Source organism: Streptomyces sp. N50, assembly GCF_033335955.1.
Lineage (GTDB): Bacteria > Actinomycetota > Actinomycetes > Streptomycetales > Streptomycetaceae > Streptomyces.
Window position 1 is genome coordinate 7760628 of the sequence record NZ_CP137549.1, and the last position, 26637, is coordinate 7787264.

25 protein-coding genes and 1 pseudogene are annotated in these 26637 nt (G+C 70.3%); 8 read left to right on the top strand and 18 right to left on the bottom strand.

What is annotated here, in order from left to right; all coding sequences use genetic code 11:
* Positions 1 to 11 precede the first annotated feature (11 nt).
* Positions 12 to 245 carry a hypothetical protein gene (locus tag R2B38_RS34555; RefSeq protein WP_318019735.1) on the top strand — a complete coding sequence of 78 codons (234 nt, stop codon included), beginning with the start codon at positions 12 to 14 and terminating at the stop codon, positions 243 to 245.
* Positions 246 to 305: 60 nt separating this feature from the next.
* Entirely contained in the window at positions 306 to 1196 is an 891-nt protein-coding gene (ppk2, locus tag R2B38_RS34560) for a polyphosphate kinase 2 (RefSeq protein ID WP_318019736.1), read from the top strand.
* Here the strand turns inward: ppk2 and R2B38_RS34565 are convergent.
* Positions 1193 to 1579 carry a luciferase family protein gene (locus R2B38_RS34565; protein ID WP_043678676.1) on the bottom strand — a complete coding sequence of 129 codons (387 nt, stop codon included), beginning with the start codon at positions 1577 to 1579 and terminating at the stop codon, positions 1193 to 1195. The genes ppk2 and R2B38_RS34565 overlap by 4 nt on opposite strands.
* Positions 1580 to 1691: 112 nt before the next feature.
* A pseudogene (locus tag R2B38_RS34570) lies at positions 1692 to 2992 on the bottom strand (aminotransferase class I/II-fold pyridoxal phosphate-dependent enzyme).
* Between the two features lie 164 nt (positions 2993 to 3156).
* Here R2B38_RS34570 and R2B38_RS34575 point away from each other — a divergent pair.
* Together R2B38_RS34575 and R2B38_RS34580 are read left to right on the top strand one after the other, a co-directional pair.
* Positions 3157 to 4635: a DNA-3-methyladenine glycosylase 2 family protein gene (locus R2B38_RS34575; protein ID WP_318019737.1), complete on the top strand. Its 1479-nt coding sequence runs from the start codon at positions 3157 to 3159 to the stop codon at positions 4633 to 4635.
* 28 nt (positions 4636 to 4663) lie between these two features.
* Positions 4664 to 5149: a methylated-DNA--[protein]-cysteine S-methyltransferase gene (locus R2B38_RS34580; protein WP_318019738.1), complete on the top strand. Its 486-nt coding sequence runs from the start codon at positions 4664 to 4666 to the stop codon at positions 5147 to 5149.
* 19 nt (positions 5150 to 5168) lie between these two features.
* Here R2B38_RS34580 and R2B38_RS34585 read toward each other — a convergent pair whose 3' ends face one another.
* Together R2B38_RS34585 and R2B38_RS34590 are read right to left on the bottom strand one after the other, a co-directional pair.
* On the bottom strand, positions 5169 to 5801 hold the full coding sequence (locus R2B38_RS34585) for a response regulator transcription factor (RefSeq protein WP_318019739.1): 633 nt from the start codon (positions 5799 to 5801) through the stop codon (positions 5169 to 5171).
* Positions 5798 to 7066, bottom strand: coding sequence for a sensor histidine kinase (locus R2B38_RS34590; protein ID WP_318019740.1), 1269 nt, complete (start codon positions 7064 to 7066; stop codon positions 5798 to 5800). Before R2B38_RS34590 ends, R2B38_RS34585 begins: the two co-directional genes overlap by 4 nt.
* A 167-nt stretch (positions 7067 to 7233) precedes the next feature.
* Between R2B38_RS34590 and R2B38_RS34595 the strand changes: the two genes are divergently transcribed.
* Positions 7234 to 8004, top strand: coding sequence for a class I SAM-dependent methyltransferase (locus R2B38_RS34595; RefSeq protein WP_318019741.1), 771 nt, complete (start codon positions 7234 to 7236; stop codon positions 8002 to 8004).
* On the opposite strand, the gene R2B38_RS34600 is transcribed toward R2B38_RS34595, so the two are convergent.
* The 3 genes from R2B38_RS34600 to R2B38_RS34610 all read right to left on the bottom strand — a co-directional run bounded on the left by R2B38_RS34600 (position 7994) and on the right by R2B38_RS34610 (position 10400).
* Positions 7994 to 8719, bottom strand: coding sequence for a Sir2 family NAD-dependent protein deacetylase (locus tag R2B38_RS34600; RefSeq protein ID WP_318019742.1), 726 nt, complete (start codon positions 8717 to 8719; stop codon positions 7994 to 7996). The genes R2B38_RS34595 and R2B38_RS34600 overlap by 11 nt on opposite strands.
* 335 nt (positions 8720 to 9054) lie before the next feature.
* Positions 9055 to 9552 (bottom strand): NUDIX hydrolase, encoded by a 498-nt coding sequence (locus R2B38_RS34605; RefSeq protein ID WP_318019743.1) that lies wholly within the window; start codon positions 9550 to 9552, stop codon positions 9055 to 9057.
* The gene (locus R2B38_RS34610; protein ID WP_318019744.1) at positions 9549 to 10400 is read right to left on the bottom strand and encodes a helix-turn-helix transcriptional regulator; all 852 of its coding nucleotides are present in this window, start codon (positions 10398 to 10400) and stop codon (positions 9549 to 9551) included. The genes R2B38_RS34605 and R2B38_RS34610 overlap by 4 nt, the downstream gene beginning before the upstream one ends.
* A 114-nt stretch (positions 10401 to 10514) precedes the next feature.
* Between R2B38_RS34610 and R2B38_RS34615 the strand changes: the two genes are divergently transcribed.
* Positions 10515 to 11405 (top strand): SDR family NAD(P)-dependent oxidoreductase, encoded by an 891-nt coding sequence (locus R2B38_RS34615; RefSeq protein WP_318019746.1) that lies wholly within the window; start codon positions 10515 to 10517, stop codon positions 11403 to 11405.
* On the opposite strand, the gene R2B38_RS34620 is transcribed toward R2B38_RS34615, so the two are convergent.
* Positions 11374 to 11928, bottom strand: coding sequence for a TetR/AcrR family transcriptional regulator (locus R2B38_RS34620; protein WP_318019747.1), 555 nt, complete (start codon positions 11926 to 11928; stop codon positions 11374 to 11376). The genes R2B38_RS34615 and R2B38_RS34620 overlap by 32 nt on opposite strands.
* Before the next feature lie 142 nt (positions 11929 to 12070).
* On the opposite strand from R2B38_RS34620, the gene R2B38_RS34625 reads away from it, so the two are divergent.
* Entirely contained in the window at positions 12071 to 13090 is a 1020-nt protein-coding gene (locus R2B38_RS34625) for an NAD-dependent epimerase/dehydratase family protein (protein ID WP_318019748.1), read from the top strand.
* Here the strand turns inward: R2B38_RS34625 and R2B38_RS34630 are convergent.
* Positions 13087 to 14160, bottom strand: a complete 1074-nt coding sequence (locus R2B38_RS34630) for an ADP-ribosylglycohydrolase family protein (RefSeq protein ID WP_318019749.1) — start codon at positions 14158 to 14160, stop codon at positions 13087 to 13089. The two genes, R2B38_RS34625 and R2B38_RS34630, sit on opposite strands and share 4 nt — an antisense overlap.
* Before the next feature lie 184 nt (positions 14161 to 14344).
* Between R2B38_RS34630 and R2B38_RS34635 the strand changes: the two genes are divergently transcribed.
* The gene (locus R2B38_RS34635; RefSeq protein ID WP_318019750.1) at positions 14345 to 15463 is read left to right on the top strand and encodes a glycerate kinase; all 1119 of its coding nucleotides are present in this window, start codon (positions 14345 to 14347) and stop codon (positions 15461 to 15463) included.
* Between the two features lie 76 nt (positions 15464 to 15539).
* On the opposite strand, the gene pssA is transcribed toward R2B38_RS34635, so the two are convergent.
* The 9 genes from pssA to R2B38_RS34680 all read right to left on the bottom strand — a co-directional run bounded on the left by pssA (position 15540) and on the right by R2B38_RS34680 (position 26466).
* Positions 15540 to 16361: a CDP-diacylglycerol--serine O-phosphatidyltransferase gene (gene pssA, locus R2B38_RS34640; protein ID WP_019062931.1), complete on the bottom strand. Its 822-nt coding sequence runs from the start codon at positions 16359 to 16361 to the stop codon at positions 15540 to 15542.
* Positions 16362 to 16383: 22 nt separating this feature from the next.
* Positions 16384 to 17040: a phosphatidylserine decarboxylase gene (locus tag R2B38_RS34645; protein WP_033279388.1), complete on the bottom strand. Its 657-nt coding sequence runs from the start codon at positions 17038 to 17040 to the stop codon at positions 16384 to 16386.
* A 169-nt stretch (positions 17041 to 17209) separates the two neighbouring features.
* Positions 17210 to 18415 (bottom strand): acyl-CoA dehydrogenase family protein, encoded by a 1206-nt coding sequence (locus R2B38_RS34650; protein WP_033279387.1) that lies wholly within the window; start codon positions 18413 to 18415, stop codon positions 17210 to 17212.
* 2 nt (positions 18416 to 18417) lie between these two features.
* Positions 18418 to 18930, bottom strand: a complete 513-nt coding sequence (locus R2B38_RS34655) for a MaoC family dehydratase (RefSeq protein WP_318019751.1) — start codon at positions 18928 to 18930, stop codon at positions 18418 to 18420.
* A 4-nt stretch (positions 18931 to 18934) separates the two neighbouring features.
* Positions 18935 to 19906 carry an HpcH/HpaI aldolase/citrate lyase family protein gene (locus R2B38_RS34660; protein ID WP_033279385.1) on the bottom strand — a complete coding sequence of 324 codons (972 nt, stop codon included), beginning with the start codon at positions 19904 to 19906 and terminating at the stop codon, positions 18935 to 18937.
* On the bottom strand, positions 19903 to 21942 hold the full coding sequence (locus R2B38_RS34665; protein ID WP_318019752.1) for a protein meaA: 2040 nt from the start codon (positions 21940 to 21942) through the stop codon (positions 19903 to 19905). The genes R2B38_RS34660 and R2B38_RS34665 overlap by 4 nt, the downstream gene beginning before the upstream one ends.
* 10 nt (positions 21943 to 21952) lie before the next feature.
* Positions 21953 to 23290: a crotonyl-CoA carboxylase/reductase gene (gene ccrA / locus R2B38_RS34670; RefSeq protein ID WP_199810899.1), complete on the bottom strand. Its 1338-nt coding sequence runs from the start codon at positions 23288 to 23290 to the stop codon at positions 21953 to 21955.
* A gap of 424 nt (positions 23291 to 23714) precedes the next feature.
* Positions 23715 to 24542, bottom strand: coding sequence for a TetR family transcriptional regulator (locus R2B38_RS34675; protein ID WP_033279584.1), 828 nt, complete (start codon positions 24540 to 24542; stop codon positions 23715 to 23717).
* Positions 24543 to 24660: 118 nt separating this feature from the next.
* Positions 24661 to 26466 (bottom strand): 3-hydroxyacyl-CoA dehydrogenase family protein, encoded by a 1806-nt coding sequence (locus R2B38_RS34680; protein ID WP_318019753.1) that lies wholly within the window; start codon positions 26464 to 26466, stop codon positions 24661 to 24663.
* Positions 26467 to 26637: the final 171 nt, after the last annotated feature.

Consider the following 26637-nt stretch of genomic DNA (forward strand, 5'->3'; position numbering starts at 1 on the left):
GGAGTTGAGCTATGAGTGTGGACTGGAACGCCCTCGGCGAGGTCTTCGCGGTGAGTGTCGGCGTGACCGTCGGTGTGGTCGTCGTCTTCGCGCTGGGCATCCTGGGCCTCGCCCGGGTCGAGGCCGCCCGCGAGGTGGACGGCGGCACGCACGCCCTCGGTCTGACGCAGGCGGGGTTGTGCTTTCTCGCCTGTGCGGCTGTCGTGGCATATGGCATTTATCTGATCGTGCCGCAGTTCCACTGAGTACGGCGGATCACCACCGATCACCTCTGAGCCACTGAACCCCCTTGAGAGGAGGCCGGTATGACCGAACTGCTGACCGGGCTGCGGGTCGACTACACCGACGCCGACGACCCGGTGCTGGTACGGCCCGACGGCAGCACGGTGGACACCTGGCGGGAGAACTACCCGTACGAACAGCGCATGGAGCGCAAGGAGTACGACTGGCACAAGCGGCTCCAGCAGATAGAACTGCTGAAGCTGCAACGCTGGGTCAAGGAGACCGGACGCCGGCTCGTCATCGTCTGCGAGGGGCGCGACGCGGCCGGCAAGGGCGGCACGATCAAACGGTTCACCGAGCACCTGAACCCGCGTGGCGCCCGCGTGGTCGCCCTGGAGAAGCCGAGTGAGCGCGAGAGCGGCCAGTGGTACTTCCAGCGCTACGTCCAGCATCTGCCGACCGCGGGCGAGATCGTGCTGTTCGACCGGTCCTGGTACAACCGGGCGGGCGTGGAGCGCGTGATGGGGTTCTGCTCGGACGACGAGTACCGCCGTTTCATGCGCCAGGCCCCGCTGTTCGAGCGGATGCTGGCGGACGACGGCATCGACCTGATCAAGTTCTGGTTCTCCGTCTCACAGGGTGAACAGCGCACCCGTTTCACGATCCGCCAGGTGGATCCCGTACGGCAGTGGAAGCTCAGCGCGATGGACCTGGAGTCCCTGGACCGCTGGGACGACTACACCGCCGCCAAGGTCGCCATGTTCCGGGAGACCGACACGGAGCACGCGCCCTGGACCGTGGTGAAGAGCAACGACAAGAAGCGGGCCCGGGTCGAGGCCATGCGCAGCGTGCTGGCCCGCTTCGACTACGCCGACAAGGACGAGGAGGTCGTCGGCAGCCCCGATCCCCGCATCGTCGGCGCCGCCGCCAACCTCCTTGAGGAGGGCGAGGACGACACAGCGGCGATCTTCTAGTCGCCGTCGCGCGGTACGAGTGTCACCCGGTGGAAGTTGCAGCCGGTCATGGGCGGGCTCCCGGAAGGGGGCCCGCCCGCGTGTGCCTTGAGGGCGACGCTGACGAGGCTCAGCAGCAGGTCGACGTCCGTCTCGCAGTCCAGGTGGACCGTCACCCAGCGGGAGCCCGGGATGATCCGGATCGCGGTCGACTCACTGAGATCGTGATGGAACCGGAGGATGGCCCCGACGGTGAGATGCAGGTCCACATCGTGGTCGGAGTGGAAATGCACGATCTCGCTGTGGGCGGACCGCAGCGCCCGCCCCGTGCCACAGCTGGCCGGGACCGCGCTGAGGTCGCGCCAGCCTTCCAGTCGCTGCATGGCTCGCTCGGCCAGGGTCATGTGCCCATCGTGGACTGCGCACCGCTTCGCAACCAGAGGTTGAGCGATTTGTAACCGGGGCGTGAGGTACCGCACACCTGGAGAGCGTCAGGTGTGCGGTGCGCGAACCGGGTCAACTCCCCTCGGACGCAAGCTTTTCGTAGCTCTTCTCGTACCCCACCAGCCGTACGCAGGTGGCCACCCCCTCGATGATCTCCTCGATCTCGGAGAGGTCCGGGAAGGAGGGGCGATACGGATCGTCCGGTCCCTGGGGTCGTCACGGTACGGATGCGTGGCGCCCGCCGGAGTCAGGGCGAGACCGGCGTCCGCCGCGCGGCGCACCACCTCGCGGGCGCACCCGTCGGGCACGTCGAGGGTGATGAAGTAGCCGCCCCGGGGCGTCGACCAGGATGCGAGCCCGGTGTCGCCCAGCCGCTCGGCGAGGATGCGCAGCACGGTGTCGAACTTCGGCCGCAGCAGCTCACGGTGCCCGCGCATGTGATCGCGCACCCCGTCGGCGTCGCGCAGGAACATCGCGTGCCGCAGCTGGTTGACCTTGTCCGGGCCGATGGACCGCTTGGCGCTGCAGCCGCGCAGCCAGGCCACGTTGGCCGGGGACGAGCCGAAGAACGCCACGCCCGCACCGGCCAGCGTGATCTTCGAGGTGGACCCGAAGACGAAGACCCGGTCGGGATGCCCGCTCGCGGCACAGGAGGCGAGCATGTCCGCGATCTCCACCTCCTCGTCGGTGAGGTGGTGCACGGCGTACGCGTTGTCCCAGAAGACCCGGAAGTCCGGCGCGGCGGCAGGCATGGCGGCGAGTCGCCGTACGACGTCGTCGCTGTAGCAAGTCCCGTCCGGATTGCTGTACTTGGGCACGCACCAGATGCCCTTGACGGCGGGGTCATCGGCGACCAGCCGCTCCACCACGTCCATGTCGGGACCCTCGGCGGTCATCGGCACGGGGATCATCTCGATGCCGAACCGCTCGCACAGCGCGAAGTGCCGGTCGTAGCCGGGCACCGGGCACAGGAACGCGACCCGCTCCTCGTCCGCCCAGCGCCGCGCGGCCCCGGGCAGCGTGCCGAGCAGCGCGTGCACGAGGCAGTCGTGCATCAGCTCCAGGCTGGAGTTGCCCACGGCGAGCAGCTGGTCGGCCGGGACCTGGAGGAACCCGGAGAAGATCTCCCGGAGCTCCAACAGCCCGTCCGCGCCACCGTAGTTGCGGCAGTCCGTGCCGTCGGCGGAGGTGTGGCGGTCGCCGGGCAGCGAGAGCAGCGCGGCGGACAGGTCGAGCTGGCGGGCGGAGGGCTTGCCGCGGGTCAGGTCGAGCTTGAGCCCCTTCGCGAGAAGGGCTTCGTAGTCGCTCCGGGCCGCGTCGAGCAGGGCCGGGAGGGAGTCTGCGGGGTGCGCAGACGGGGGAGGAGGCGTCACGGAAGCCGACGCTACAAAGCCGGAGGTCACACCACAAACGCATATCCCGTCCGCGCCCCTGACGCCTGCGCCGGGAGTACGGTGATCCGTGCCTGACCAGGCCACACAAGGTTGATGTCGGATTCCCGCCAGCCCCGGTCCGCCCCGTATCGGATGCTGGACGTATGCAGAACGGGATGCACACCGACACGGAGCGTTGCGTGCGCGCGGTCCAGTCCAAGGACGCGCGCTTCGACGGCTGGTTCTTCACGGCCGTCCTGACCACCCGCATCTACTGCCGACCCAGCTGCCCGGTCGTTCCGCCCAAGCCGGAGAACATGACGTTCTACCCGAGCGCGGCGGCCTGCCAGCAGGCGGGTTTCCGGGCCTGCAAGCGCTGCCGCCCGGACACCAGCCCCGGCTCCCCGGAGTGGAACCAGCGGGCCGACCTGGTGGCCCGCGCCATGCGCCTGATCGCCGACGGAACCGTGGACCGCGAGGGAGTTCCCGGCCTCGCCGCCCGCCTCGGCTACAGCACCCGCCAGATCGAACGCCAGCTCCTCGCCGAACTGGGAGCGGGCCCCTTGGCCCTGGCCCGCGCCCAACGCGCTCAGACGGCAAGGCTGTTGATCGAGACGACCGCCCTCCCGATGGCGGAGATCGCCTTCGCCGCCGGTTTCTCCTCGATCCGCACCTTCAACGACACCGTGCGCGACGTCTTCGCCCTCTCCCCGAGCGAGCTGCGCAACAGGCGCCCGAAGACGACGGTGTTGACCCCCGGCACCCTCACCCTCCGCCTGCCGTTCCGCACCCCCCTCAACCCCGACAACCTCTTCGGCCACCTCGCGGCGACCGCTGTACCAGGCGTGGAGGAGTGGCGGGCCGGCGCGTACCGCCGCACCCTCCGCCTCCCCTACGGGCACGGCATCGCGTCCCTGACCCCCCGGACCGACCACATCGCCTGCCGCCTCACCCTCAGCGACCTGCGCGACCTGCCGGTGGCGATCAGCCGCTGCCGCCGCATGCTCGACCTGGACGCCGATCCGGTCGCGGTGGACGACCAGTTGAGGACCGACCCGGTGCTGGCACCGCTGGTGGACAAGGCGCCGGGCCGCCGCGTCCCGCGCACGGTCGACGAGGCGGAGTTCGCCGTGCGGGCCGTCCTCGGCCAGCAGGTCTCCACGGCGGCGGCCCGCACCCACGCGGCCCGCCTGGTCACCGCGCACGGCGAACGGGTCGACGACCCCGAGGGCGGCCTGACCCACCTCTTCCCGTCGGTGGAGTCACTGGCGGCGGTGGACCCGGAATCACTGGCGATGCCGCGGACGCGCCGCACCACGTTCACCACCCTGGTCGCCCAACTGGCCGACGGCACGCTCCACTTGGGAGTGGAGAGCGACTGGACGGAAACCCGCGCCCGACTCCTCTCGCTCCCCGGCTTCGGCCCCTGGACGGCCGACGTCATCGCCATGCGCGCCCTCGGCGACCCCGACGCCTTCCTCCCCACCGACCTCGGAATCCGCCGCGCCGCCCAGGAGTTGGGCCTCCCGTCGACCCCGGCGGCCCTCACCGCACGCGCGGCGGCCTGGCGGCCCTGGCGGGCGTACGCGGTCCAGTACCTGTGGGCGACGGACAGCCACCCGATCAACTTCCTCCCGGTATAAGGAAATTCGGACTAGGAAAGTCAAGGTCATGAAGCACCACACGGTGATCGACAGCCCGTACGGCCCGCTGACGCTCGTCGCCGACGAGGACGGCGCCCTCTGCGGCCTCTACATGGTCGACCAGCGCCACCGCCCCCCGGAGGAGAACTTCGGCACCCCCGACGACACCCCCTTCGCCGAAACGACAGCCCAACTACAGGCGTACTTCACGGGCGAGTTGAAGGAGTTCACGGTCCAACTACGCCTGCACGGCACCCCGTTCCAGCAGACGGTCTGGGACCAGCTCCGCCGCATCCCCTACGGCGAGACCCGCTCCTACGGCGACCTCGCCGACGCCCTCGGCAACCCGGGCGCCTCCCGCGCGGTGGGCCTCGCCAACGGCAAGAACCCCATCGGGATCATCGTCCCGTGCCACCGGGTCGTAGGCGCGAACGGCAGTCTCACGGGGTACGGCGGCGGCCTGGACCGCAAGCAGCGACTGCTGGACTTCGAGAGCGGGGCGGCGCTCTTCTAGCAATCCGGGCGGTGCGGTGTCATGACAGCAGCCGTCGCTCCTGGGCGACGGCCACCGCCCCGGACCGCGTCTCCACCCCCAACTTGCCGTAGATACGCCCGAGATGGGTCTTGACCGTCGCCTCGCTGATGAAGAGGGCCCGGGCGATCTCCCGGTTGCCGAGGCCGCGGGACAGCTGGCCGAGGATCTCGCGCTCGCGCTCGGACAGGGTGGGGTGCGGGCTGCGCATCCGCGCCATGAGCCGGTCGGCGACCGGGGCCGAGAGTGCCGTACGGCCGGACGCGGCGCCGCGGATCGCGGTGAACAGTTCCTCGGGGCGTTCGGCCTTGAGGAGGTAGCCCGTGGCGCCCGCCTCGACGGCGCGGGTGATGTCGGCGTCGGTGTCGAACATGGTGAGGACCAGGACGCGGGGGCCGTCACCGGCGGTCAGCTTCCTCGTGGCCGTCACTCCGTCCATGCCGTCGCCGAGCTGGAGGTCCATCAGCACCACGTCGGGCCGGACCCGGGCGGCCAGGGCGAGGGCCTCCTCGCCGCTGCCCGCCTCGCCGACCACCTCGATACCGTCGGCGCTGGACAGCAGCGCACGCAGTCCGGCCCGTACGACGGCGTGGTCGTCGCACAGCAGCAGACGTACGGGTACGGGTGTGCTCACGGGACGAGCTCCTCACGGGAATCACGGACGCCGGGGTCGACAGGGGCGACAGGTACGGCGACCGACACGACCGTGCCCTCGCCGGGGGCCGACTCCACGCTCAGCGTGCCACCGGACTGCCGGGCCCGGATCCGCATCGCGGGCAGTCCGTGGCCGCGCGCCCGGCCGGGCGCGGACACCGGGGGAGAACCGGCGTCGAAACCACGGCCGTTGTCGGCGACGTCGAGGGAGATCTGGTCGTCGAGGCAGGTCAGGGTCAGCGCAGCCCGGGTCGCGGCCGCGTGCTCGCGTACGTTGGCCAACGCGCCCTGGGCGATGCGCAGCAGCGCCGCCGCGGTCCGCTCGGGCAGCGGGCCCGGATCGCCGTCGAGCCGGAACTCCACCGTCAGGCCCGGACCGCTCTCCCGCTCGGCGAGCGCGTCCAGCGCCGCCGGCAGGGAGTCCTCGACGAGGTCGGCCGGTGCCAGATCGTGCACGAACCGGCGTGCCTCGGCAAGCCCGCGGGAGGTGATCTCGGCGGCCTTGAGCACGTGTGCGTGGGCCGCTTCCGGGTCCGTCCGCCACAGCCGCTCGGCGGCCTGCAACAGCATCTGCTGACTGGACAGGCCCTGCGCCACGGTGTCGTGGATCTCCGTGGCCAGCCGCTGCCGTTCCGCCAGCACACCGGCCCGCCGTTCGGTGGCCGCGAGGTCGCGGCGGGTGCGGACCAGGTCGTCGATCAGGACGAGCTGCCGGGCCGCCTGCCGCTGCGACCGCACCAGGACGGCGGTGGCGACCGCCGCGAGGGCCGGCGGGGCGACGATCATGTTCGGGTTGAGCGCGCCGTCGGCCACCCGTATCTCGGAGGCGACGACGAGCGCGGTGAGCACGGCGGCCAGCGGCACCGCGAACCGCGCGGGCAGCGCGTACAGGCCGGCGAACAGCAGGGGCATCGCGCACCAGGTGGCACTCGGCGCGAGGGCGAGGAGCACGGTCCAGACGGCGAACACCGAGCCCAGCCAGGCGAGATGACGTGGGCTGGGCGCGGAACCCGGGCGGGGCGCCGGGGCCAGGAACTGCCCGAGGACGTACAGCAGACAGAAGACCGCGTACAGCGCGAGCACCCAGCCGGTGCGGGCCCCGCCCTGGTCGCGGGTCAGGAAGCGCACGAACGACGAGCCGAGCAGCAGGAAGAACGCGGCGTGCACCACCGCGGGCAACAGCCGCTCGTCCGGACCGATGTGTCCCGTCCTCCGTAGTTCCCGCTGCCGTTCCGTGTGTCCCATCCTCCGTGTCTAACGCGATGGACGGGACGGCGCATCAACCGTTCGGCTGACATCCGGATCACCCGAACCACCCCCGGATCACCGCCCGTTGACCGAGCCGGACACCCGACTCCCGCACCGAGGCTGGCATCACCACCCCGCACCCCACCTCGGAAGGCGACGATCCCGTGCCCACCAAGAACCTCAGCGCCAACCGCGCCGCCCTCGGCCACCGCATCGCCTACGCCCTGCGCCACCCCGACCGCGTGCCCCGCCACCTGGCCCGTGCCACCCGGGACGCCTGGCTGCGCCACCGTCACCCGGACCACGTCTCCTACTACCGCGCCGTGATGCGCTCCGACACCCGGGCCGACCCGGACGCGGCGGTCGGCAGCGCGAGCCGCGAACGCTGGCTGGCGCTGGGCGCGTTGCAGTTCGACTACCTCCTGGGCCACGGCCTGCGCCCCGGACACCGCATGCTGGAGATCGGCTGCGGCAACCTGCGCGGCGGCTGGCGCTTCATCCGCCATCTCGACCCCGGGCACTACTACGGCATCGACATCTCGCCCGACATCCTGGCGGCGGCACAGGACACGCTCGTGGAGATGGGCCTGCAGAAACGCCTTCCCACCCTCACCCCCGTACACGACCTGACCCTGCGCTTCCTGCCCGACGCGCACTTCGACGTCGTCCACGCGCACAGCGTGTTCTCGCACTCCCCGCTCCCGGTCATCGAGGAGTGCCTCGCCAACGTCGGTCGCGTCCTGGCACCGGGCGGCTGGTTCGACTTCACCTTCGACCGCACGGAGGGCGAGGAACACCACGTCCTGCGTGAGGACTTCTACTACCGCACCGAGACGTTGGTCGCGCTGGCCGCCCGACACGGCCTGAACGCACGCTTCATGGACGACTGGGAACAACTCCCGCACGGCCAGTCGAAGCTCCGGGTCACCCACTGAGTCCGTGGAGCAGCCGGGGCAGCGCGGTCCCGATCGGCTCCCGTACGACCTCGTCGGCACGGTCGTCGTAGGGCGTCGCCTCGGCGTTGACGATGACGAGCCGGGCCCCGTGATCGGCGGCGACACCGGCGAGCCCGGCGGCGGGCTGCACCTGGAGACTGCTCCCGACGGCGATGAACACCTGGCAGGCCTTGGTGATGGCGACGGCCTCACCGAGGACGACGGGGTCGAGCCGCTCCCCGAAGTACACGGTCGCGGACTTCAGGATCCCGCCGCACTCCAGGCACGCGGGATCGTCCTCCCCGGCCTCGACCCGGGCGATCGCGTCCGCCATCGGCCCGCGCGCAGGGCACTTGGTGCAGCTGAACTCCCGCGCGGTGCCGTGCAGTTCGACCACCTTGCGGGCGGGCAGCCCGGCTAGCTGATGCAGCCCGTCGATGTTCTGCGTGATGACCCGCACCGGCACACCGGACCTCTCCAGCTCTACGACGGCCCGGTGCGCGGCGTTGGGCTCGGCCTGGAGCGTGTGGTTCGCGCGCCGCATCCGCCAGGACCGGCGCCGGATCTCCGGGTCACCCATGTAGTACTCGTAGGTCACGAGCTTCTCGGCCTCGGGGTCACGGCGCCAGAGGCCGTTGGGGCCGCGGTAGTCGGGGATGCCGGAGTCGGTGGAGATACCCGCCCCGCTGAGAAGGGCGACGAGAGGCTTGCTCATGCAGCCGAGGGTAGGTGGGTGGGGGCGGGGCGGCGAGCGGATATCGGGCGCCCGGTACCGGGTGCCACGGTCCGCGCATGGCCAAGGTGACCGTCTCGCTGGACGCGGCTCTCGTCGTGGAAGTGACGACGCGCTGCGCGAGGTGGATGTGAAACCGCGGGAGGCCGAGGGCTGAGCCCCTGGGGGCGGAGGTGGCTGATGCGGGCCAACTGGCTCGGCTGCCACCGGCGTTGGTGACCTCCCCTGCCTCCGCCCCTCCGCTTGGCGTCGGCACCGTGTCCAGCCGCTCGGCCTTCCGCCCGGCGTGAGCCGACGCGCCCCGGCGCTCGCCCCCGTCAGCCGACCCGCCGCCCGTTCTCCAACTCCGCGGTCCCCGCCCCCTCCTCCAGCACATCCAGCGCGACCAGAACCCGCAGCCCCAACGACCCCGGCAGGTACTCCGTGACGTCCTCACGCGGGACGAGCCGCCACGACAACAGCTCCTCCTCCTGGAGCTGGATCGACTTGAGGTCGCTCGCCGTGAGGACTCCGCCGTCGTACAGGTAGGCCACCAACGGCGGGTAGTCCGGGCCGTGGTAGACCCAGTCGACGGCGAGCAGCCGGCCGAGTTCGACGTCGAGGCCGATCTCCTCCAAGGTCTCGCGGCGCGCGCCCTGGCGCGGGGTCTCGCCGTCGTCCGACTCGATCGTGCCGCCCGGAAGGGCCCAGCCCTCACGGTAGTTGGGCTCGACGAGGAGGACCTGGCCCTCGGTGTCACGGAAGAGGGCGGCGGCCCCGGCGAGGATGCGGGGGAGACCCGCGAGGTACGTGGCGAAGTCTTGCGTAGTGGTCATCCAGGAAGGGTAACCAGCCCGCGCAGCCGCCTCTCCGACTCGCTGCCCGGCACCGGGAAGTGACAGACCAGGCTCAACCAGGGCGCCTCCTGCACCGCGAGCCGTACGAACGACACCTCGATGTCACCCGCGAGAGGGTGGTGGTAGCGGCGCAGGGAGGAGCGGAACTCCACCACCTCGTGTGCCTCCCACAGGCGTGCGAAGTGCGGGCTGGTGGCGAGCAGTTCGGCGATCAGCTCCGCGAACCGCGGGTTGTCCAGCTCGTACGCCGCCTGTTGGCGCAGCAGACCCGCCATCCACTCCGTCTCCGCCTCCCACTCGGGCATCAGCGCACGGATGCCCGGTTCCCTGAACAGCAGCCAGGCGCTGTTGAGTTCGCGGCGCGGCCGGTCGAGGAGGGCCGGCCCGAGGATGGCTTCCTGGGCCCGGTTCCAGGCCAGGACGTCGAAGCAGCGGTCGATGACGAAGGCGGGGTTCGGCATCAGCGTGTCCAGGAACGCCCGTACGGCGTCCGGGACTTGGAGGGACCGCTCGGCCGGTTCGGGGGCGGTCCGTCCCGCCAGCCGGAACAGGTGCGCCCGTTCCACGTCGTCCAACTGCAACGCGCGGGTGAGGGCCAGCAGGATCTGCGGGGAGACGTTGATGTCGCGGCCCTGTTCCAGCCAGGTGTACCAGGTCAGGCTCACGCCGGAGAGCAGCGAGACCTCCTCCCGGCGCAGCCCCGGGGTGCGGCGGCGACCACCCGGTGGCAGCCCCGTCTCCGCAGGGTCGGCACGCTCGCGCCGGGACCGCAGAAAGGCGGCGAGGGCCTTGCGGCCGTGGTCCTTGGCTTCTGGTGGTGGTGTCACGGGCACCAGTAAATTCTGCACTCTTCAAACGGAGAACGGCTCGGCGCAGGGTGGGAGGGACACCGGACCCGCAGGTCCGCGGTGATCCCAACTCCCTGCCGAAAGGCGGCCCTTGTGGCTGAGCTGTCCCCGTCCACTCCCCGTACCGTCCTGGTCACCGGCGCGACCGGCGGCGTCGGCTCTGCGGTGGCACGCGCCCTGCACGCCGACGGCTGGATCGTGTACGCCGCCCACCGCCGCCCCGCGGACGCGGAGGCGCTCCGGGAAGCCGGCTTCACCCCCGTCCGGCTCGAACTGACCGACGAGGACTCCGTCGCCGCGGCGGCCGAGCAGGTCGGCCCGCGTCTCGACGGGCTGGTGAACAGCGCCGCGATCATGGGCCAGGGCCCCGTCGAGCTGACGCCCGCCGAGGCATGGCGCCGCCAGTTCGAGATCAACGTGATCGGTCAGGCGACCGTCATCCGCGCCTTCCTGCCCGCGCTGCGGGCGTCCGGCGGCCGGATCGTGAACATCGGCGCCGTCTCGGCCCGCGTCCCGCCACCGTTCTTCGGCCCGATCGCCGCCTCCAAGGCCGCCCTCGCCGCGCTCACCCACTCCCTGCGCGCGGAACTCCGCCACCAGGGCGTCAAGGTCACCCTCGTCGAACCCGGCGCCATGGACACCCCCATCTTCGCCACCGCGGACAAGGCGAGCGCCGACCTGGGCCGGGCCGGTTCCCCGGCGACCCAACGCCACTACGCCCGCGCCCTGGACGCCGTACGCACAACAGCCGCCCGCCAGCAGCTCGGCCCGGTCGCCCCGGCCGTGGACGCCGTCGTCCGCGCCCTGACCGCCCGCCGCCCCGCGACCCTCACCACCACCGGCAAGGACGGCCGCGCCCTCGCCCTGCTGCGCTTCCTGCCGGACGGCCTGCGCGACCGGCTGGTGCTGCGCGCGTTCGGCGTGACGGCGGAGGCGTTCGACAGCACGGTGGCTACGGAGTCGCCCGCAGCCCGTCCACGATGAGGTCCAGAATCCGCCCGGCCCGCGCCTCCCCACCCCGCGCCGGATCGAGCCGCCACAGCACGCTCAACTGAAGCAGCACATCCTCCGGATCGATCCCGGACTTGAGCGACCCGTCGGCGGCACCCGCCTTCAGGAGTACGGCGATCGCGGCCACGAAGGGCGCGAAGTACTCGTCGTCCGCGCCCCCGTCCGTCGCCGCGTGGATGACCTCGGCGACGCCGTATTTGAGCCTCCCGTAGTGGGCGACCTCGTCCAACCAGAGGCGTAGAGCCACGAGCGGGGGATGGTCCGCGAGGAGCGCCGGCGCGCGGTCGATCAGGTGCTGTATGTCGTGGCGGTACAGCTCCAGGATCAGCGCCTCCCGGGTGGGGAAGTGGCGGTACAGCGTCCCGATGCCGACTCCCGCCTCCTTGGCGATCGCGGTGAGAGACGCGCTGCTCGACGCGGCGATCGCCTCGCGGGCGGCGGTCAGGATGCGTTCCCGGTTGTCGAGGGCGTCGCGGCGGGTCGGTTTCGGGTTCACGGGTCTGGGGCGTCCGTCCGGTGTCGGATTGCTAAGCGGAGGGTCCTCCGGTACGTTGGAACTTGTACCGGAGGGGCCTCCGTTTCGCTCTCCATTCTGGCACATCCCCATCCGACACCACAGGGAGCAAGGGAGCACCGTCATGCCCGAAACCGTCCTGGTCACCGGAGGCAGCGGCTACATCGCAGGCTGGTGCATCGCCGAACTGCTCCGCCGCGGCTACGACGTCCGTACGACCGTCCGCGCCCCGGGCAGGGAACGCGCGGTCACCGACGCCGTCGCGACCGTCGTCGACCCCGCCGGACGGCTGAGCTTCGCCGTCGCCGACCTCACCGCCGACGAGGGCTGGGACGCCGCGCTCAAGGGCGTCGACCTCGTCCTGCACGTCGCCTCCCCGCTCGGCGCCGCCTCGGACGACCCCGACGCGCTGATCGCCGCGGCCCGCGGCGGCGCCCTGCGTGTCCTGCGCGCGGCCACCGAGGCGGGCGTACGACGCGTGGTGATGACCTCGGCCGCGAACGCCGCGAGCCCCTCGTCGTACGCCTCCGAAGGCATCACCGACGAGTCGCTGTGGACCGATCCAGAGGACCCGACCCTCATCCCCTACCGCCGCTCGAAGACCCTCGCCGAGCGCGCAGCCTGGGACTTCATGCGCGACTACGAGGGTCCGACCGAGCTCACCACCGTCCTCCCCGGCGCGGTCTTTGGACCGGTCCTCACCACCGCGACCATGGGCTCCGTCGGCATCATCGCCCGCATGGTGAGCGGGAAGATGCCCGGCGTCCCCCGCATCGGCCTCGAAGTCGTGGACGTCCGCGACCTGGTCGACGTCCACATCCGGGCGATGGAATCACCTGCCGCAGCGGGCCAACGCTTTCTGGCCACCGGGGAGTTCGTGTGGATGGAGGACATCGCCCGCACCCTGCGCGACGGGCTCGGCGAGCACGGCCGTACCGTCTCCACGCGCCGCCTCCCGGACTTCGCCGTCCGCCTCGCCGCCCGCTTCTTGGACCGGTCCCTGCGCGAGATCACCCCCGCGCTCGGCCGCCGCAACCGCCACAGCACGGAGAAGGCCCGCCGCGTCCTCGGCTGGGAACCGCGCCCGGCCCGGGAAGCGGTCCTCGACTGCGCCCGGAGTCTGATCGCGCAGGGTGCCGTCTAGGCATCGGCCCCCACCAACTGCACGGTCCGCGCCGCCAGTTCACTGATCCGCACCCCGTCGAAGCCGAACACCGCACTGCGCACGGTGTCCTCCAGCGGGTCCTTCCACTGGTCCGGGATCGCGTCCGCGCCGGTCATCACCCCGGCGACCGAACCGGCCGTCGCGCCGTTCGAGTCGGTGTCCAGGCCGCCGCGGACGGTCAGCGTGATGGTGCGGGTGAAGTCGCCGTCGCCGTACAGGAGTCCGGCGGTGAGGACGGCCGCGTTCGGGATCGTGTGGATCCAGCCGAGCCCCGCCGTCTCCTCGGACAGCGTGGTGAGCGTGTCCTCCCAGGTCATCCGGGTCTCGTGCAGCGTGAGCACCCGGCGCACGGTCCGCGCGAGGCGGCAGCCCGGCGGGATCACCGTCAGCGCCGTGTCCAGCGCGTGCCGGACGGTCGGCGCGGTGAACGCCGCCGAGATCAGCGCGGCGGCCCACATGGCGCCGTAGACGCCGTTCCCGGAATGGGACAACACCGCGTCCCTGCGCGCCAGTTGGGCCGCGCGATGCGGGGCGCCTGGACCGGTCCAACCGTAGATGTCGGCACGGATCAACGCGCCGATCCACTCCTGGTACGGGTTGTCGTGCGTCGCCGTCAGCGGTGGCTTGAGGCCGTTGGCGAGGTTGCGGTAGGCGGCCCGCTCGGCGGTGAACGTCTGCAGGTACGGCAGTCTCCGCAGCCACAGTTCGCCGACCTGCTCGGTGCTGAAGCCGAAGCCGTGGGTCTCCAGGAGGTCGAGGCCGAGGATGGCGTAGTCGACGTCGTCGTCACGGCAGCTGCCGTGGATCCGGCCGCGTACGCACCGCTGCCACTCGGGGCGCAGTTCGAAGCCGTCGCTGTCGCTGGGGGGCTCGGGGAGGTAGTCGGTCAGGGGCAGGGCGGCGGCCTGCCGGAGGTAGCGGTCGATGCGGTCGCGCGTCCACAGGTCGCCCTGCTCGACCGGCTTGCCGAGCATGTTGCCCGCGATCCGGCCCAGCCAGCCCCCGAGGATGCGGTCCGCGAGCGCCGGCTCAGTGCCCAGAGGGGTCATACCTCCGGTGTACCCGATTCCCACAGCGTGTGCTCAGCCCGGTCCCAGCGTTCGGTCGGGGCATGACGGCGGGGGCGTCCGCCGGTTAAGGTCGCAGCGGCGCGACTGGCCCCTGAACGCGCGGGGGCCCGTAGAGCAAGGGGATCGCAAGGTGGCGAACGCTGCACAGAGGGGCACCCAGAGGGTGCTCATCGCCGCGGACAAGTTCAAGGGGTCGCTGACGGCCGTGCAGGTCGCCGAGCGGGTGACGGCCGGGCTGCGCCGGGTCGTACCCGATCTGGAGGTCGCGGCGATGCCGGTCGCAGACGGCGGCGACGGCACGGTGGACGCGGCCGTCGCGGCGGGCTTCGAGCGACGGGAGATACGGGTCGCGGGACCCCTCGGCGACGAGGTCACCGCGGCCTTCGCGGTACGCGGCGACACGGCCGTCGTGGAAATGGCCGAGGCGAGCGGGCTGCAACGCCTGCCCAAGGGCGTCTTCGCCCCGCTGACCTCCTCGACGTACGGCTCCGGCGAACTGCTGCGGGCCGCGCTCGACGCGGGCGCCCGCACGATCGTGTTCGGCGTCGGCGGCAGCGCCACGACCGACGGCGGCGCGGGCATGCTCTCCGCCCTCGGCGCCCGCTTCCTGGACGCGGAGGGCGAACCGGTGCCTCCGGGCGGCGGCGGCCTGACCGACCTGGCCTCGGCGGACCTCACCGGCCTCGACCCACGCCTCACCTCCGTCGACCTGATCCTCGCGAGCGACGTCGACAACCCGCTCACCGGCCCCAAGGGCGCCCCCGCGGTCTACGGCCCGCAGAAGGGCGCCGCACCGGACGACGTGGACGCCCTCGACGCGGCCCTCGGCCACTACGCCAAGGTCCTGGAGGAGGCGATCGGCACCAAGGCCGCCGAGTACGCCTCCGCACCGGGCGCGGGCGCCGCCGGCGGCATCGGCTACGGCGCCCTCCTCCTCGGCGCCCGCTTCCGCCCCGGCATCGAGGTCATGCTCGACGTCCTCGGCTTCGCCTCGGCCCTGGAGGGCGCCACCCTCGTCATCACGGGCGAGGGCTCCCTCGACGAACAGACCCTCCACGGCAAGGCCCCCGCAGGCGTCGCGGCAGCGGCCCGCGCGGAGGGCAAGGAGGTCGTCGCGGTCTGCGGCCGCCTCGCCCTGCCCCCGCAGTCCCTGGGCCACGCGGGCATCCGCCGCGCGTACCCGCTCACGTCGATCGAACCGGACGTCGTGAAGTGCATCGCGGACGCCGGACCGATCCTGGAGCGGGTCGCGGAGAACATCGCCCGGGACTTCCTGGTCTGAGGCCGAGTACCTCAAGGAACGTCGAAGGGCCCCGAGCCAAGCGGCTCGGAGCCCTTCGTTCCGTCTGCTACGACCGCTACGGCAGCTGTGCGGCTCGCGCCTCACGCCGGTTGCCGCGGAAGTTGTTCACGCGGCGGGCCGTCGCGAACAGCGGGATCACCGCGCCCATGACCAGCTGGAGCGCGCAGCCCGTCTGGAGGAGCAGCTGACCGCCCGGGGCGTCGAACGCCCAGGATGCCAGCAGGCCCATCGACAGGACGATCCAGGCGAGCATCGCGACCGCGAGGCGACCGCGCGGCTTCGGGTACTCGACCCGGCTCACCATCAGCCAGGCGGTGCCCAGGATCGCGAGCAGCGTTGCCACGAAGGGCAGTTCCAGCAGCACGATCGAGACCACCGTCAGCGCGCCGAACGGGGAGGGCATGCCCTGGAACATGCCGTTCGGCGGTGTCACGCACGAGAAGCGGGCCAGTCTCAGCACCACCGCCAGCAGCACCACGATCGCCCCGACCGCGGCCACTCTCTGGTGCGCGTCGTCGGCGACCATGCCGTAGACGAGGACGAAGTAGGCCGGCGCGAGGCCGAAGCTGATCAGGTCCGACAGGTTGTCCAGCTCCGCGCCCATGGGGGAGGAGCGCAGCTTGCGGGCGACGAGGCCGTCGAAGAGGTCGAAGACCGCCGCGCACAGCATCAGGATGACCGCGGTGGCCGCGCTGTGGCGGGCCATGCCGGTCGACTCGTCGTTGCCCGTCAGGTGCGGGATCAGGATGCCGGTGGTGGTGAAGTACACCGCCATGAAGCCGCAGGTGGCGTTGCCGAGGGTGAGGGTGTCCGCTATTGAGAGGCGGAGAGAAAGAGGCATCTCCTCCTCGTCGTCCACCTCATCGGCCTCGGGCACCCAGCCCGCCTGTGTCTCCGGATCAACCACGGTCAATGCGAGTCACCCCAGCCACCGTCTTCTGACCGACCTCCACGTCCACGTCGACACCCTCGGGGAGGTAGATGTCGACGCGTGAACCGAAGCGGATCAGTCCGATGCGCTCGCCCTGCTCGACCTTCGTGCCCTGCGGGACGTAGGGCACGATGCGGCGGGCGACGGCGCCGGCGATCTGGATCATCTCGATGTCACCGAGCTCGGTGTCGAAGTGCCAGACGACCCGCTCGTTGTTCTCGCTCTCCTTGTTGAACGCGGGAACGAAACCACCCGGGATGTGCTCGACCGACGTCACCGTGCCGGAGAGCGGCGCGCGGTTGACGTGGACGTTCAGCGGGCTCATGAAGATGGCGACGCGGGTGCGACCGTCCTTCCACGGCATGATGCTCTGCACCACACCGTCGGCGGGCGAGATGACCCGGCCCTGGGTGATCTCGCGCTCGGGGTCGCGGAAGAACCACAGCATGCCCGCCGCGAGCGCGGTGGCGGGTACGGCCACGGCCTTGGCGGCGCCGGACTTGCGCGCACGTACCAGGCTGAGGGCTGCGGTGGCGACGGTCGGCAGGAGCCACGGCGATGCTCCGCGCGCGAGGCGTACGCCTGCCAGGCTGTCGCGTGGTGCAGAGGTTTGGCTGTGGGGCATGGATGACCTTCGTAGCGGATGATGCCGCGCTGTAACGGGGGACGGCGGCTTTCCCGGGATCGTACCGGTCGCGGGCCACAACTGGGCAAGCCAGGAAGCCGAGTCGGCGGCTGAGGAGCGTTGACGGGGTGTGATCTTCTTCTCGAAGAAAACACCCCGAAACGGACAATCAGCCCTGGAATCGATACTCTTCGAGCAACCTGCGCCCGATGATCATTTTCTGGATTTCGGCGGTACCTTCGCCGATCAACAGCATCGGCGCCTCGCGGTAAAGGCGTTCGATCTCGTACTCCTTGGAGAAGCCGTACCCGCCGTGGATCCGGAAGGCGTCCTCGACGACCTCCTTGCAGTACTCGGAGGCGAGGTACTTCGCCATCCCTGCCTCAAGGTCGTTTCGTTCCCCGGAGTCCTTTTTGCGTGCCGCATTGACCATCATCGCATGGGCGGCCTCGACCTTGGTAGCCATCTCCGCGAGCTTGAACTGGATCGCCTGGTGCTGGGCGATGGGCTTGCCGAAGGTGTGACGCTGCTGCGCGTACGAGACGCCCAGCTCGAAGGCACGCTGAGCGACGCCGCAGCCACGCGCCGCCACATTGACGCGGCCCACCTCGACTCCGTCCATCATTTGGTAAAAACCTCGGCCGGTCTCCCCGCCGAGCACCCGGTCGGCCGGAATCCGCAGGCCGTCCATGATCAACTCGGTGGTGTCGACGCCCTTGTAGCCCATCTTGTCGATCTTCCCGGGGATCGTGAGCCCGGGCCGGACCTCACCGAAACCGGGCTCCTTCTCCACCAGGAAGGTCGTCATCGACTTGTGGGGCGCGGTGCCCTCCGGGTGTCCTTCGTCACTTCGCACGAGTACGGCGACGAGCGACGACGTACCGCCGTTCGTCAGCCACATCTTCTGACCGGTCAGGACGTACTCGTCACCGTCCTTCACCGCCTTCGACGTGATCGCCGAGACGTCCGAACCCAGCGCGGGCTCCGACATCGAGAACGCGCCCCGGATGTCGCCGGCCGCCATGCGCGGCAGGAAGTGGTCCTTCTGCTCCTGGGTGCCGTGCTGCTTGAGCATGTAGGCCACGATGAAGTGGGTGTTGATGATCCCGGACACGGACATCCACCCGCGCGCGATCTCCTCCACGCACAGGGCGTACGTCAGCAACGACTCGCCCAGGCCGCCGTACTCCTCCGGGATCATCAGGCCGAAGAGGCCCAACTCCTTGAGCCCGTCGACGATTTGCTGCGGATACTCGTCGCGGTGCTCCAGCTCGGTGGCGACCGGGAGGATCTCCTTGTCCACGAAGTCGCGGACGGTGGACAGGATCTCCCGCTGGATGTCGGTGAGACCGGCGGTCTGGGCGAGTCGCGCCATGGCTACTTCTCCGTCTGCTTCAGCTCCGGGCGGCCGGGCTGCTCGCCGCCGCGCTCCTTGATGTACGTCTCGGTCGGCACCATCACCTTGCGGCGGAACACGCAGACCAGCGTGCCGTCCTGCTTGTAGCCCTTGGTCTCGACGTACACGATCCCGCGGTCGTTCTTCGACCTGGACGGCGTCTTGTCGAGGACCGTGGTCTCGCCGTAGATCGTGTCCCCGTGGAAGGTCGGCGCCACGTGCTTCAGCGACTCGACCTCCAGGTTCGCGATCGCCTTGCCCGACACGTCCGGCACCGACATGCCCAGCAGCAGCGAGTAGATGTAGTTGCCGACCACCACGTTCTTGCCGAAGTCCGTTGTGTTCTCGGCGTAGTTGGCGTCCATGTGGAGCGGGTGGTGGTTCATGGTCAGGAGGCAGAAGAGGTGGTCGTCGTACTCCGTGACGGTCTTCCCGGGCCAGTGCTTGTAGACCGCGCCGACCTCGAACTCCTCGTAGGTGCGTCCGAATTGCATGGGCTCAGGCCTCCGGGGCTTCGAACTTGGACGTGCGCTCCATGCCCGCGGCCCGGCCCTTGCCCGAGATGACGAGCGCCATCTTGCGGCTGGCCTCGTCGATCATCTCGTCGCCGAGCATCGCGGAGCCCTTCTTGCCGCCCGCCTCGGACGTGTAGTAGTCGTACGCGTCCAGGATCAACTCGGCGTGGTCGAAGTCCTCTTGGGACGGCGAGAAGATCTCGTTGGACGCCTCGACCTGGCCCGGGTGCAGTACCCACTTGCCGTCGAAGCCGAGCGCGGCGGCCCGCTGGGCGACCGCGCGGTAGCCGTCGAGGTTGCGGATCTGGAGGTAAGGGCCGTCGATCGCCTGGAGGTTGTTGGCGCGGGCGGCCATCAGGATCTTCATCAGGATGTAGTGGTAGGCGTCCGCCGGGTACCCGGGCGGCTGTTCGCCGACGACCAACGACTTCATGTTGATCGACGCCATGAAGTCGGCCGGTCCGAAGATGATCGTCTCGACGCGCTGGGAGGCCGTCGCGATCTCGTTGACGTTGTTGAGTCCCTGCGCGTTCTCGATCTGCGCCTCGATGCCGATCTTGCCGACCTCGAAGCCCATGGTCTTCTCGATCTGCGTGAGCAACAGGTCGAGCGCTACGACCTGTTGGGCGTCCTGCACCTTCGGCAGCATGATGCAGTCGAGGTTCTGGCCCGCGCCCTCGACGACCGTGACGACATCGCGGTACGTCCACTCGGTCGTCCAGTCGTTGACGCGCACGACCCGCGTCTTGCCCGTCCAGTCGCCCTCGTTGAGGAACTTGACGATGGTGTGCCGCGCCTCGGGCTTGGCGAGCGGCGCGCACGCGTCCTCCAGGTCCAGGAAGACCTGGTCGGCCGGGAGGCCCTGCGCCTTCTCCAGGAAGCGCGGGTTGCTTCCCGGGACGGCGAGACAGGAGCGCCGCGGGCGAAGCCGGTTGACGGGGGCGGGCGTGGTCATGCGGGGACCTCCATGGGGTCGAGCAGAGGGTCGAGCTTGTTCGCTTTCCGGATCTCGTCGACGATGCGGCCGATGATTCCGGTGATGTCGAAGTCCTTCGGCGTGAAGACCGCCGCGACTCCGGCGGCCCGCAGCGTTTCGGCGTCACCATTGGGGATGATCCCACCGGCGATGACAGGTATGTCTGTGGCACCGGCCACACGGAGCCGTTCGAGCACGTCCGGCACCAACTGGGCGTGCGAGCCGGAGAGGATGGACAGCCCGACCGCGTGCACGTCCTCGGCGAGGGCCGCGTCCACGATCTGTTCCGGGGTGAGCCGAATGCCCTGGTACACCACCTCGAAGCCGGCGTCACGCGCGCGTACGGCGATCTGCTCGGCGCCGTTGGAGTGCCCGTCCAGGCCCGGCTTGCCGACCAGGAAGCGCAGCTTCCCGGCGCCCATCTCGCGTGCCGTCACATCCACCTTGCGGCGGACCTCGGCCATCGCCGAGCCCTCCTCGACGGGGACCGCCACCGGCGCCGACGAGACGCCCGTGGGCGCCCTGAACTCGCCGAACACCTCCCGCAGGGCCCCGGCCCACTCGCCGGTCGTGACACCGGCGCGTGCGCACTCCAGGGTGGCCTCCATGAGGTTGCCGGTGCCCTTGGCGGCCTCCTTCAGCCGCTCCAGCGCCTTGCACGGGCGCGGGTGGTTGAACGGCGGCTGGTAGCGCGTGTCCCGCCAGCGCTGCAAGGACTCGATGACCCGCGCCTCGACGGCCGGGTCGACCGTCTGGATCGCCGTGTCGAGGTCGGCGGTGAGGGGATTGGGCTCGGTCGTGTTGAAGATGTTGACGCCGACGATCTTCTCTTGACCGGACTCGATACGGCCCCGCCGCTCCGCGTGCGAGGACACGAGCTGCGACTTGAGGTAGCCCGACTCGACGGCGGCCATCGCGCCGCCCATCTCCTCGATGCGGTCCATCTCGGCGAGGGACTCCTCGACCAGGGAGGCCACCTTCGCCTCGACGACGTGCGAGCCCTCGAAGATGTCCGCGTACTCCAACAGGTCGCTCTCGTAGGCCAGCACCTGTTGCATGCGCAGCGACCACTGCTGGTCCCAGGGCCGGGGGAGCCCCAACGCCTCGTTCCACGCCGGGAGTTGGACGGCACGCGCGCGTGCGTCCTTCGACAGCGTCACCGCCAGCATCTCCAGGACGATCCGCTGGACGTTGTTCTCCGGCTGCGCCTCCGTCAGCCCGAGGGAGTTGACCTGGACGCCGTAGCGGAAGCGGCGCTGCTTCGGGTTCTCGATGCCGTAGCGCTCGCGGGTGATCTCGTCCCAGATGCGGCCGAAGGCGCGCATCTTGCACATCTCCTCGATGAAGCGGACGCCCGCGTTCACGAAGAAGGAGATGCGGGCGACGACATCGCCCCTGCGGTCCTCGGGGATCTGGCCGGACGCGAACACCGCGTCCAGGACGGCGATCGCGGTGGACATGGCGTACGCGATCTCCTGGACCGGGGTGGCTCCGGCCTCCTGGAGGTGGTAGCTGCAGATGTTGATCGGGTTCCACTTGGGGATGTGGTTGACCGTGTAGCAGATCATGTCGGTCGTCAGCCGGAGCGAGGGCACCGGCGGGAACACGTGTGTGCCCCGCGACAGGTACTCCTTGACGATGTCGTTCTGGGTCGTGCCCTGGAGCTGGGTGATGTCGACACCCTGCTCCTCGGCGACGACCTGATAGAGCGCCAGCAGCCACATGGCGGTGGCGTTGATCGTCATCGAGGTGTTCATCTGGTCCAGGGGGATGTCCTGGAACAGCCGGCGCATGTCACCGAGGTGCGCGATCGGCACACCGACCCGGCCGACCTCGCCGCGGGCGAGGATGTGGTCGGAGTCGTAGCCGGTCTGCGTCGGCAGGTCGAACGCGACCGACAGACCGGTCTGGCCCTTGGCGAGGTTGCGCCGGTACAACTCGTTGGACGCCTCTGCCGTGGAGTGACCGGCGTACGTGCGCATCAGCCACGGCCGGTCTTTCTGGCGCTCAGTCATCTACGGGACCTCAGATGTTCCGGAAGCGGTTGATGGCGTCGATGTGCTGGGCGCGCTTCTCCTCGTCGCGCACACCGAGGCCTTCCTCGGGGGCGAGGCACAGGACGCCGACCTTGCCCTGGTGGAGGTTGCGGTGGACGTCGTAGGCGGCCTGGCCGGTCTCCTCCAGGGAGTACACCTTGGAGAGCGTCGGGTGGATCTTGCCCTTGGCGACCAGCCGGTTGGCCTCCCAGGCCTCGCGGTAGTTGGCGAAGTGCGAGCCGATGATCCGCTTCAGGGACATCCACAGGTAGCGGTTGTCGTACTCGTGGTTGAACCCGGAGGTCGAGGCGCAGGTGACGATCGTGCCGCCCTTGCGCGTGACGTAAACGCTTGCGCCGAAGGTCTCGCGGCCCGGGTGCTCGAAGACGATGTCCACGTCCTCGCCGCCGGTCAGTTCACGGATGCGCTTGCCGAAGCGCTTCCACTCGCGCGGGTCCTGGTTGTGCTCGTCGGCCCAGAACTTGTAGTCCTCGGCGGTGCGGTCGATGATCGCCTCGGCGCCCATCGCCCGGCAGATGTCCGCCTTCTGGGGCGAGGACACGACGCAGATGGGGTTGGCGCCGCCCGCGAGCGCGAACTGCGTGGCGTACGAGCCGAGTCCGCCGCTCGCGCCCCAGATGAGGACGTTGTCGCCCTGCTTCATGCCGGCGCCGTTGCGGGAGACCAGCTGCCGGTAGGCGGTGGAGTTCACCAGCCCCGGGGCGGCGGCCTCCTCCCACGACAAGTGGCCCGGCTTGGGCATCAGTTGGTTCGACTTGACGAGCGCGATCTCGGCGAGGCCGCCGAAGTTCGTCTCGAAGCCCCAGATCCGCTGCTCGGGGTCGAGCATCGTGTCGTTGTGCCCGTCGCTCGACTCCAGCTCCACGCTCAGGCAGTGCGCGACGACCTCGTCACCGGGCTTCCAGGCGTTGACGCCGGGGCCGGTGCGCAGGACGACGCCCGCGAGGTCGGAGCCGATGACGTGGTACGGCAGGTCGTGCCGCTTGGTGAGCTCGCTGAGCTTGCCGTAGCGCTCCAGGAAGCCGAACGTCGACAGCGGCTCGAAGATCGACGTCCACACGGAGTTGTAGTTGACGCTCGACGCCATGACGGCCACCAGGGCCTCGCCCGGGCCGAGTTCGGGCACCGGGACGTCGTCGAGGTGGATCGACTTGCGGGGGTCCTTGTCGCGGGTGGTGAGGCCCGCGAACATGTCCGTCTCGTCCTTGTGCACGGTGATCGCGCGGTACGACTCGGGGAGCGGCAGGGCGGCGAAGTCGGCCGGAGTCGAGTCCGGCGACTGGATCGCTTCGAGGATGTCCTTCACGGTCACGGTGTTGCCTCCGGCGGTGAGCGCCCTGAGGGAGGGGCGCTGACGGTTACGTCGGTGCTGCTGCTGAGGGTGGGTGCTGAGGTGCCGTCGGTTCGGCGGGTGGTGCTTCGGCAGCGCTTTGTGGCGCGGGAGGGTGCCTGTGACGCAGGCGTCCGGGCGCGCACCCCAGTGGTGGGTTGCGGGGACAGCCGACGTACGAAAGGTCTCTGCACGCCGGCCGCCCGGACACCTTCAACGTATGACACTGCGTGTCACCTCGCAAGGCACCGAGTGCCATGAATCGCTCTCAGGTGAAATCTTTACGTAACAAATGAGCGATGATCGATCGAACGGGGTCTGAAAGGTGCCTGAAAACCTGCTCTGACATGCCAAAACGGCCACCCCGCAGGGTGGCCGTCATCACACAGGGGCGGGGGGCTCAGCGGTCCCGCAGTGCCTCTTCGATGGTCCGCATGACCTCGTCCAGCGGGGCGTCGGTGCGGGCCACCGTCACCAGGACCTCGCCCTGCTGGTGCACCATCGCGGTGGCCGGCTTGGGGGTCGTGGTGCGGCCGGCGCCGATACCGCTGCCGAACGTCTTCCGTACGATCCCGAAGGCGTGGTCGAGCTGTGCCTCGACGTCGCCCTGGCCGCCGGCCCGCAGCCAGCGCCGCAGCACGTGGTTGTGGGCGGTGACCACGGCCGAGGCGGCGACCTCGGCGAGCAGCGGGTCGTCGTTGGCGTCGTCGTCGTGCGCGTGCTCGTCGAAGTGGCCCAGGAGATAGCGCGTGAACAGCCGCTCGTAGCGGGCCACCGACGCGATCTCGGCCTCGCGCAGGGTGGGCACCTCGCGCGTCAGTTTGTAGCGGGCGACCGAGATCTCCGGCTGGGCCGCGTACATGCGCATGACTTCCTTGATGCCCCGGCAGACCGTGTCGAGCGGGTGCTCGTGCGCGGGGGCGGCGTTGAGGACCGCCTCGGCCCGGATCAAGGTGTCGTCGTGGTCGGGAAAGATCGCCTCTTCCTTGGAGCGGAAGTGGCGGAAGAACGTCCGGCGCGCGACCCCGGCCGCGGCCGCGATCTCGTCGACGGTGGTCGCCTCGTACCCCTTGGTCGCGAACAGCTCCATCGCGGCCGCCGCCAACTCGCGCCGCATCTTGAGGCGCTGGGCGGCGGCGCGACTGCCCGCGGCACTCTCCGGTGCGTCGGGCGTGGCAGGTGTACGGGAGGGCTTGGCGGGCTGGGGCATGACCCGAACGTACTGCATGTGCGCAGCTTGGCGCGCACGTCGGAGGTTTCCCCCGCCCACCGCGGGCAGGGGTCCTCCGGTGGGGTCGAGCAGGCCGCCCCAGTCCCCGTCGATCCCGGACAGGTCCTCCGGATGCTCAGCGGCGGGCATATTCGCGGAAGCCGCGGCCCGTCTTGCGGCCGAGGCAGCCCGCGGCCACCAGGTGCTCCAGGAGCGGTGCCGGAGCGAGGCCCGGGTCGCGGAACTCGCGGTGCAGGACCTTCTCGATCGCCAGGGAGACGTCCAGCCCGACGACGTCCAGCAACTCGAAGGGGCCCATCGGGTAGCCGCCGCCCAGCTTCATCGCGGCGTCGATGTCGTCAAGAGACGCATAGTGCTCCTGCACCATCTTGATCGCGTTGTTGAGGTACGGGAACAGCAGGGCGTTGACGATGAATCCGGCCCGGTCGCCACAGTCAACAGCATGCTTCTTGATCTTGACGCAGACCTCGTGAACTGTTGATTGGACGTCATCACCCGTCAACACCGTACGGACGACCTCGACCAACTTCATCGCCGGTGCGGGGTTGAAGAAGTGCATGCCGATCACGTCCTGCGGACGCGAGGTGGCACGGGCGCACGCGACGACCGGGAGCGACGAGGTCGTGGTGGCCAGGACCGCGCCCGGCTTGCAGACCTTGTCCAGCGTCGCGAACAGCTGCTGCTTGATCTCCAGGTCCTCGGCGACCGCCTCGACGGCGAGATCGACGTCCGCGAAGGAGTCGTAGGAACCCGCCGGAGTGATCCGCTCCAGGGTCCCCGCGGCGGCCTCGGCGGTCATCCGTCCCCGGTCGACCGAGCGCGAAAGCGACTTGCCGATACGGGACTTGGCGAGCTGCGCCTTCTCCTCGCTGCGGGCGGCGAGCACGACGTCGTACCCGGCCTTGGCGAAGACCTCGGCGATCCCGGACGCCATCGTCCCGGAACCGGCGACCCCGACCGAGCGGACCGTACGGCCCGGCGTGAGCCGCGCGCCCTCGGCCGGCGTCAGCGCGTCCCGCACGACGGCCGCGCTGCCCGGAGTTTCGTAGGAGTAGAAGCCGCGGCCCGTCTTACGGCCGGTCAGGCCCGCCTCGCTGAGCTGTTTCAGGATCGGCGCGGGGGCGTGCAGGCGGTCGTGGGACTCGGCGTACATGGCCTCCAGGACCGTGCGCGCGGTGTCGATGCCGATGAGGTCGAGGAGCGCGAGCGGGCCCATGGGGAGCCCGCAGCCGAGCCGCATCGCCGCGTCGATGTCCTCGCGGGAGGCGTACTTCGCCTCGTACATCGCGGCCGCCTGGTTGAGGTAGCCGAACAGCAGCCCGTCCGCGACGAACCCGGGCCGGTCGCCGACCGCGACGGGCTCCTTGCCCAGTTCGATCGCCAGCTCGGTGACCGCGGCGACGGCGGCGGGCGCGGTCAGCACCGAGGAGACGACCTCGACCAGCTTCATCGCGGGCGCCGGGTTGAAGAAGTGCAGCCCGAGCACCCGCTCCGGGCGCGCCGAATCGGCCGCCAGCCGGGTCACGGAGAGCGCGTTCGTGCCCGTCGCGAGAATGGTGTCGGGGCGCACGATCCCGTCCAGCTCGCGGAAGATCTGGTGCTTGATCTCGTACGACTCCGGGGCCACCTCGATGACCAGGTCTGCGTCGGCCGCGGCGCTCAGGTCAGTGGAGGTGCGGACGCGTGCCAGGGCGTCGGCGCGCTCCTGCTCGGTCAGCCGGCCGCGTCGCACGGCGTGGGCGGTCGCGGTCTCCAGGGCGGCGACGGCGTGGGAGGTCGCGGCCTCGCTGACGTCGATGCCGACGACCTCGCGGCCGGCCCGGGCGAGGACCTCGGTGATACCGGTGCCCATCGTGCCGAGACCGACGACGGCAATGGTCTTGAACGGGGACAGGGGAGCGTCGGACAGGGGAGCTGCCATCGCGGGACTCCTGGAATGAGGGTGACGACTGGGAGCGCGACTCCGTACGCCGAGGGGCGCACGGGTGCGAGAAGGAGTGCGGGTGGTGCCGGGCAACGAGCGCACACGCCCGGCGAGTTGAAGAGAGTTCCGACCGGCCCTGTCCCAGGCCTGGTCGTACCGCGGTACACG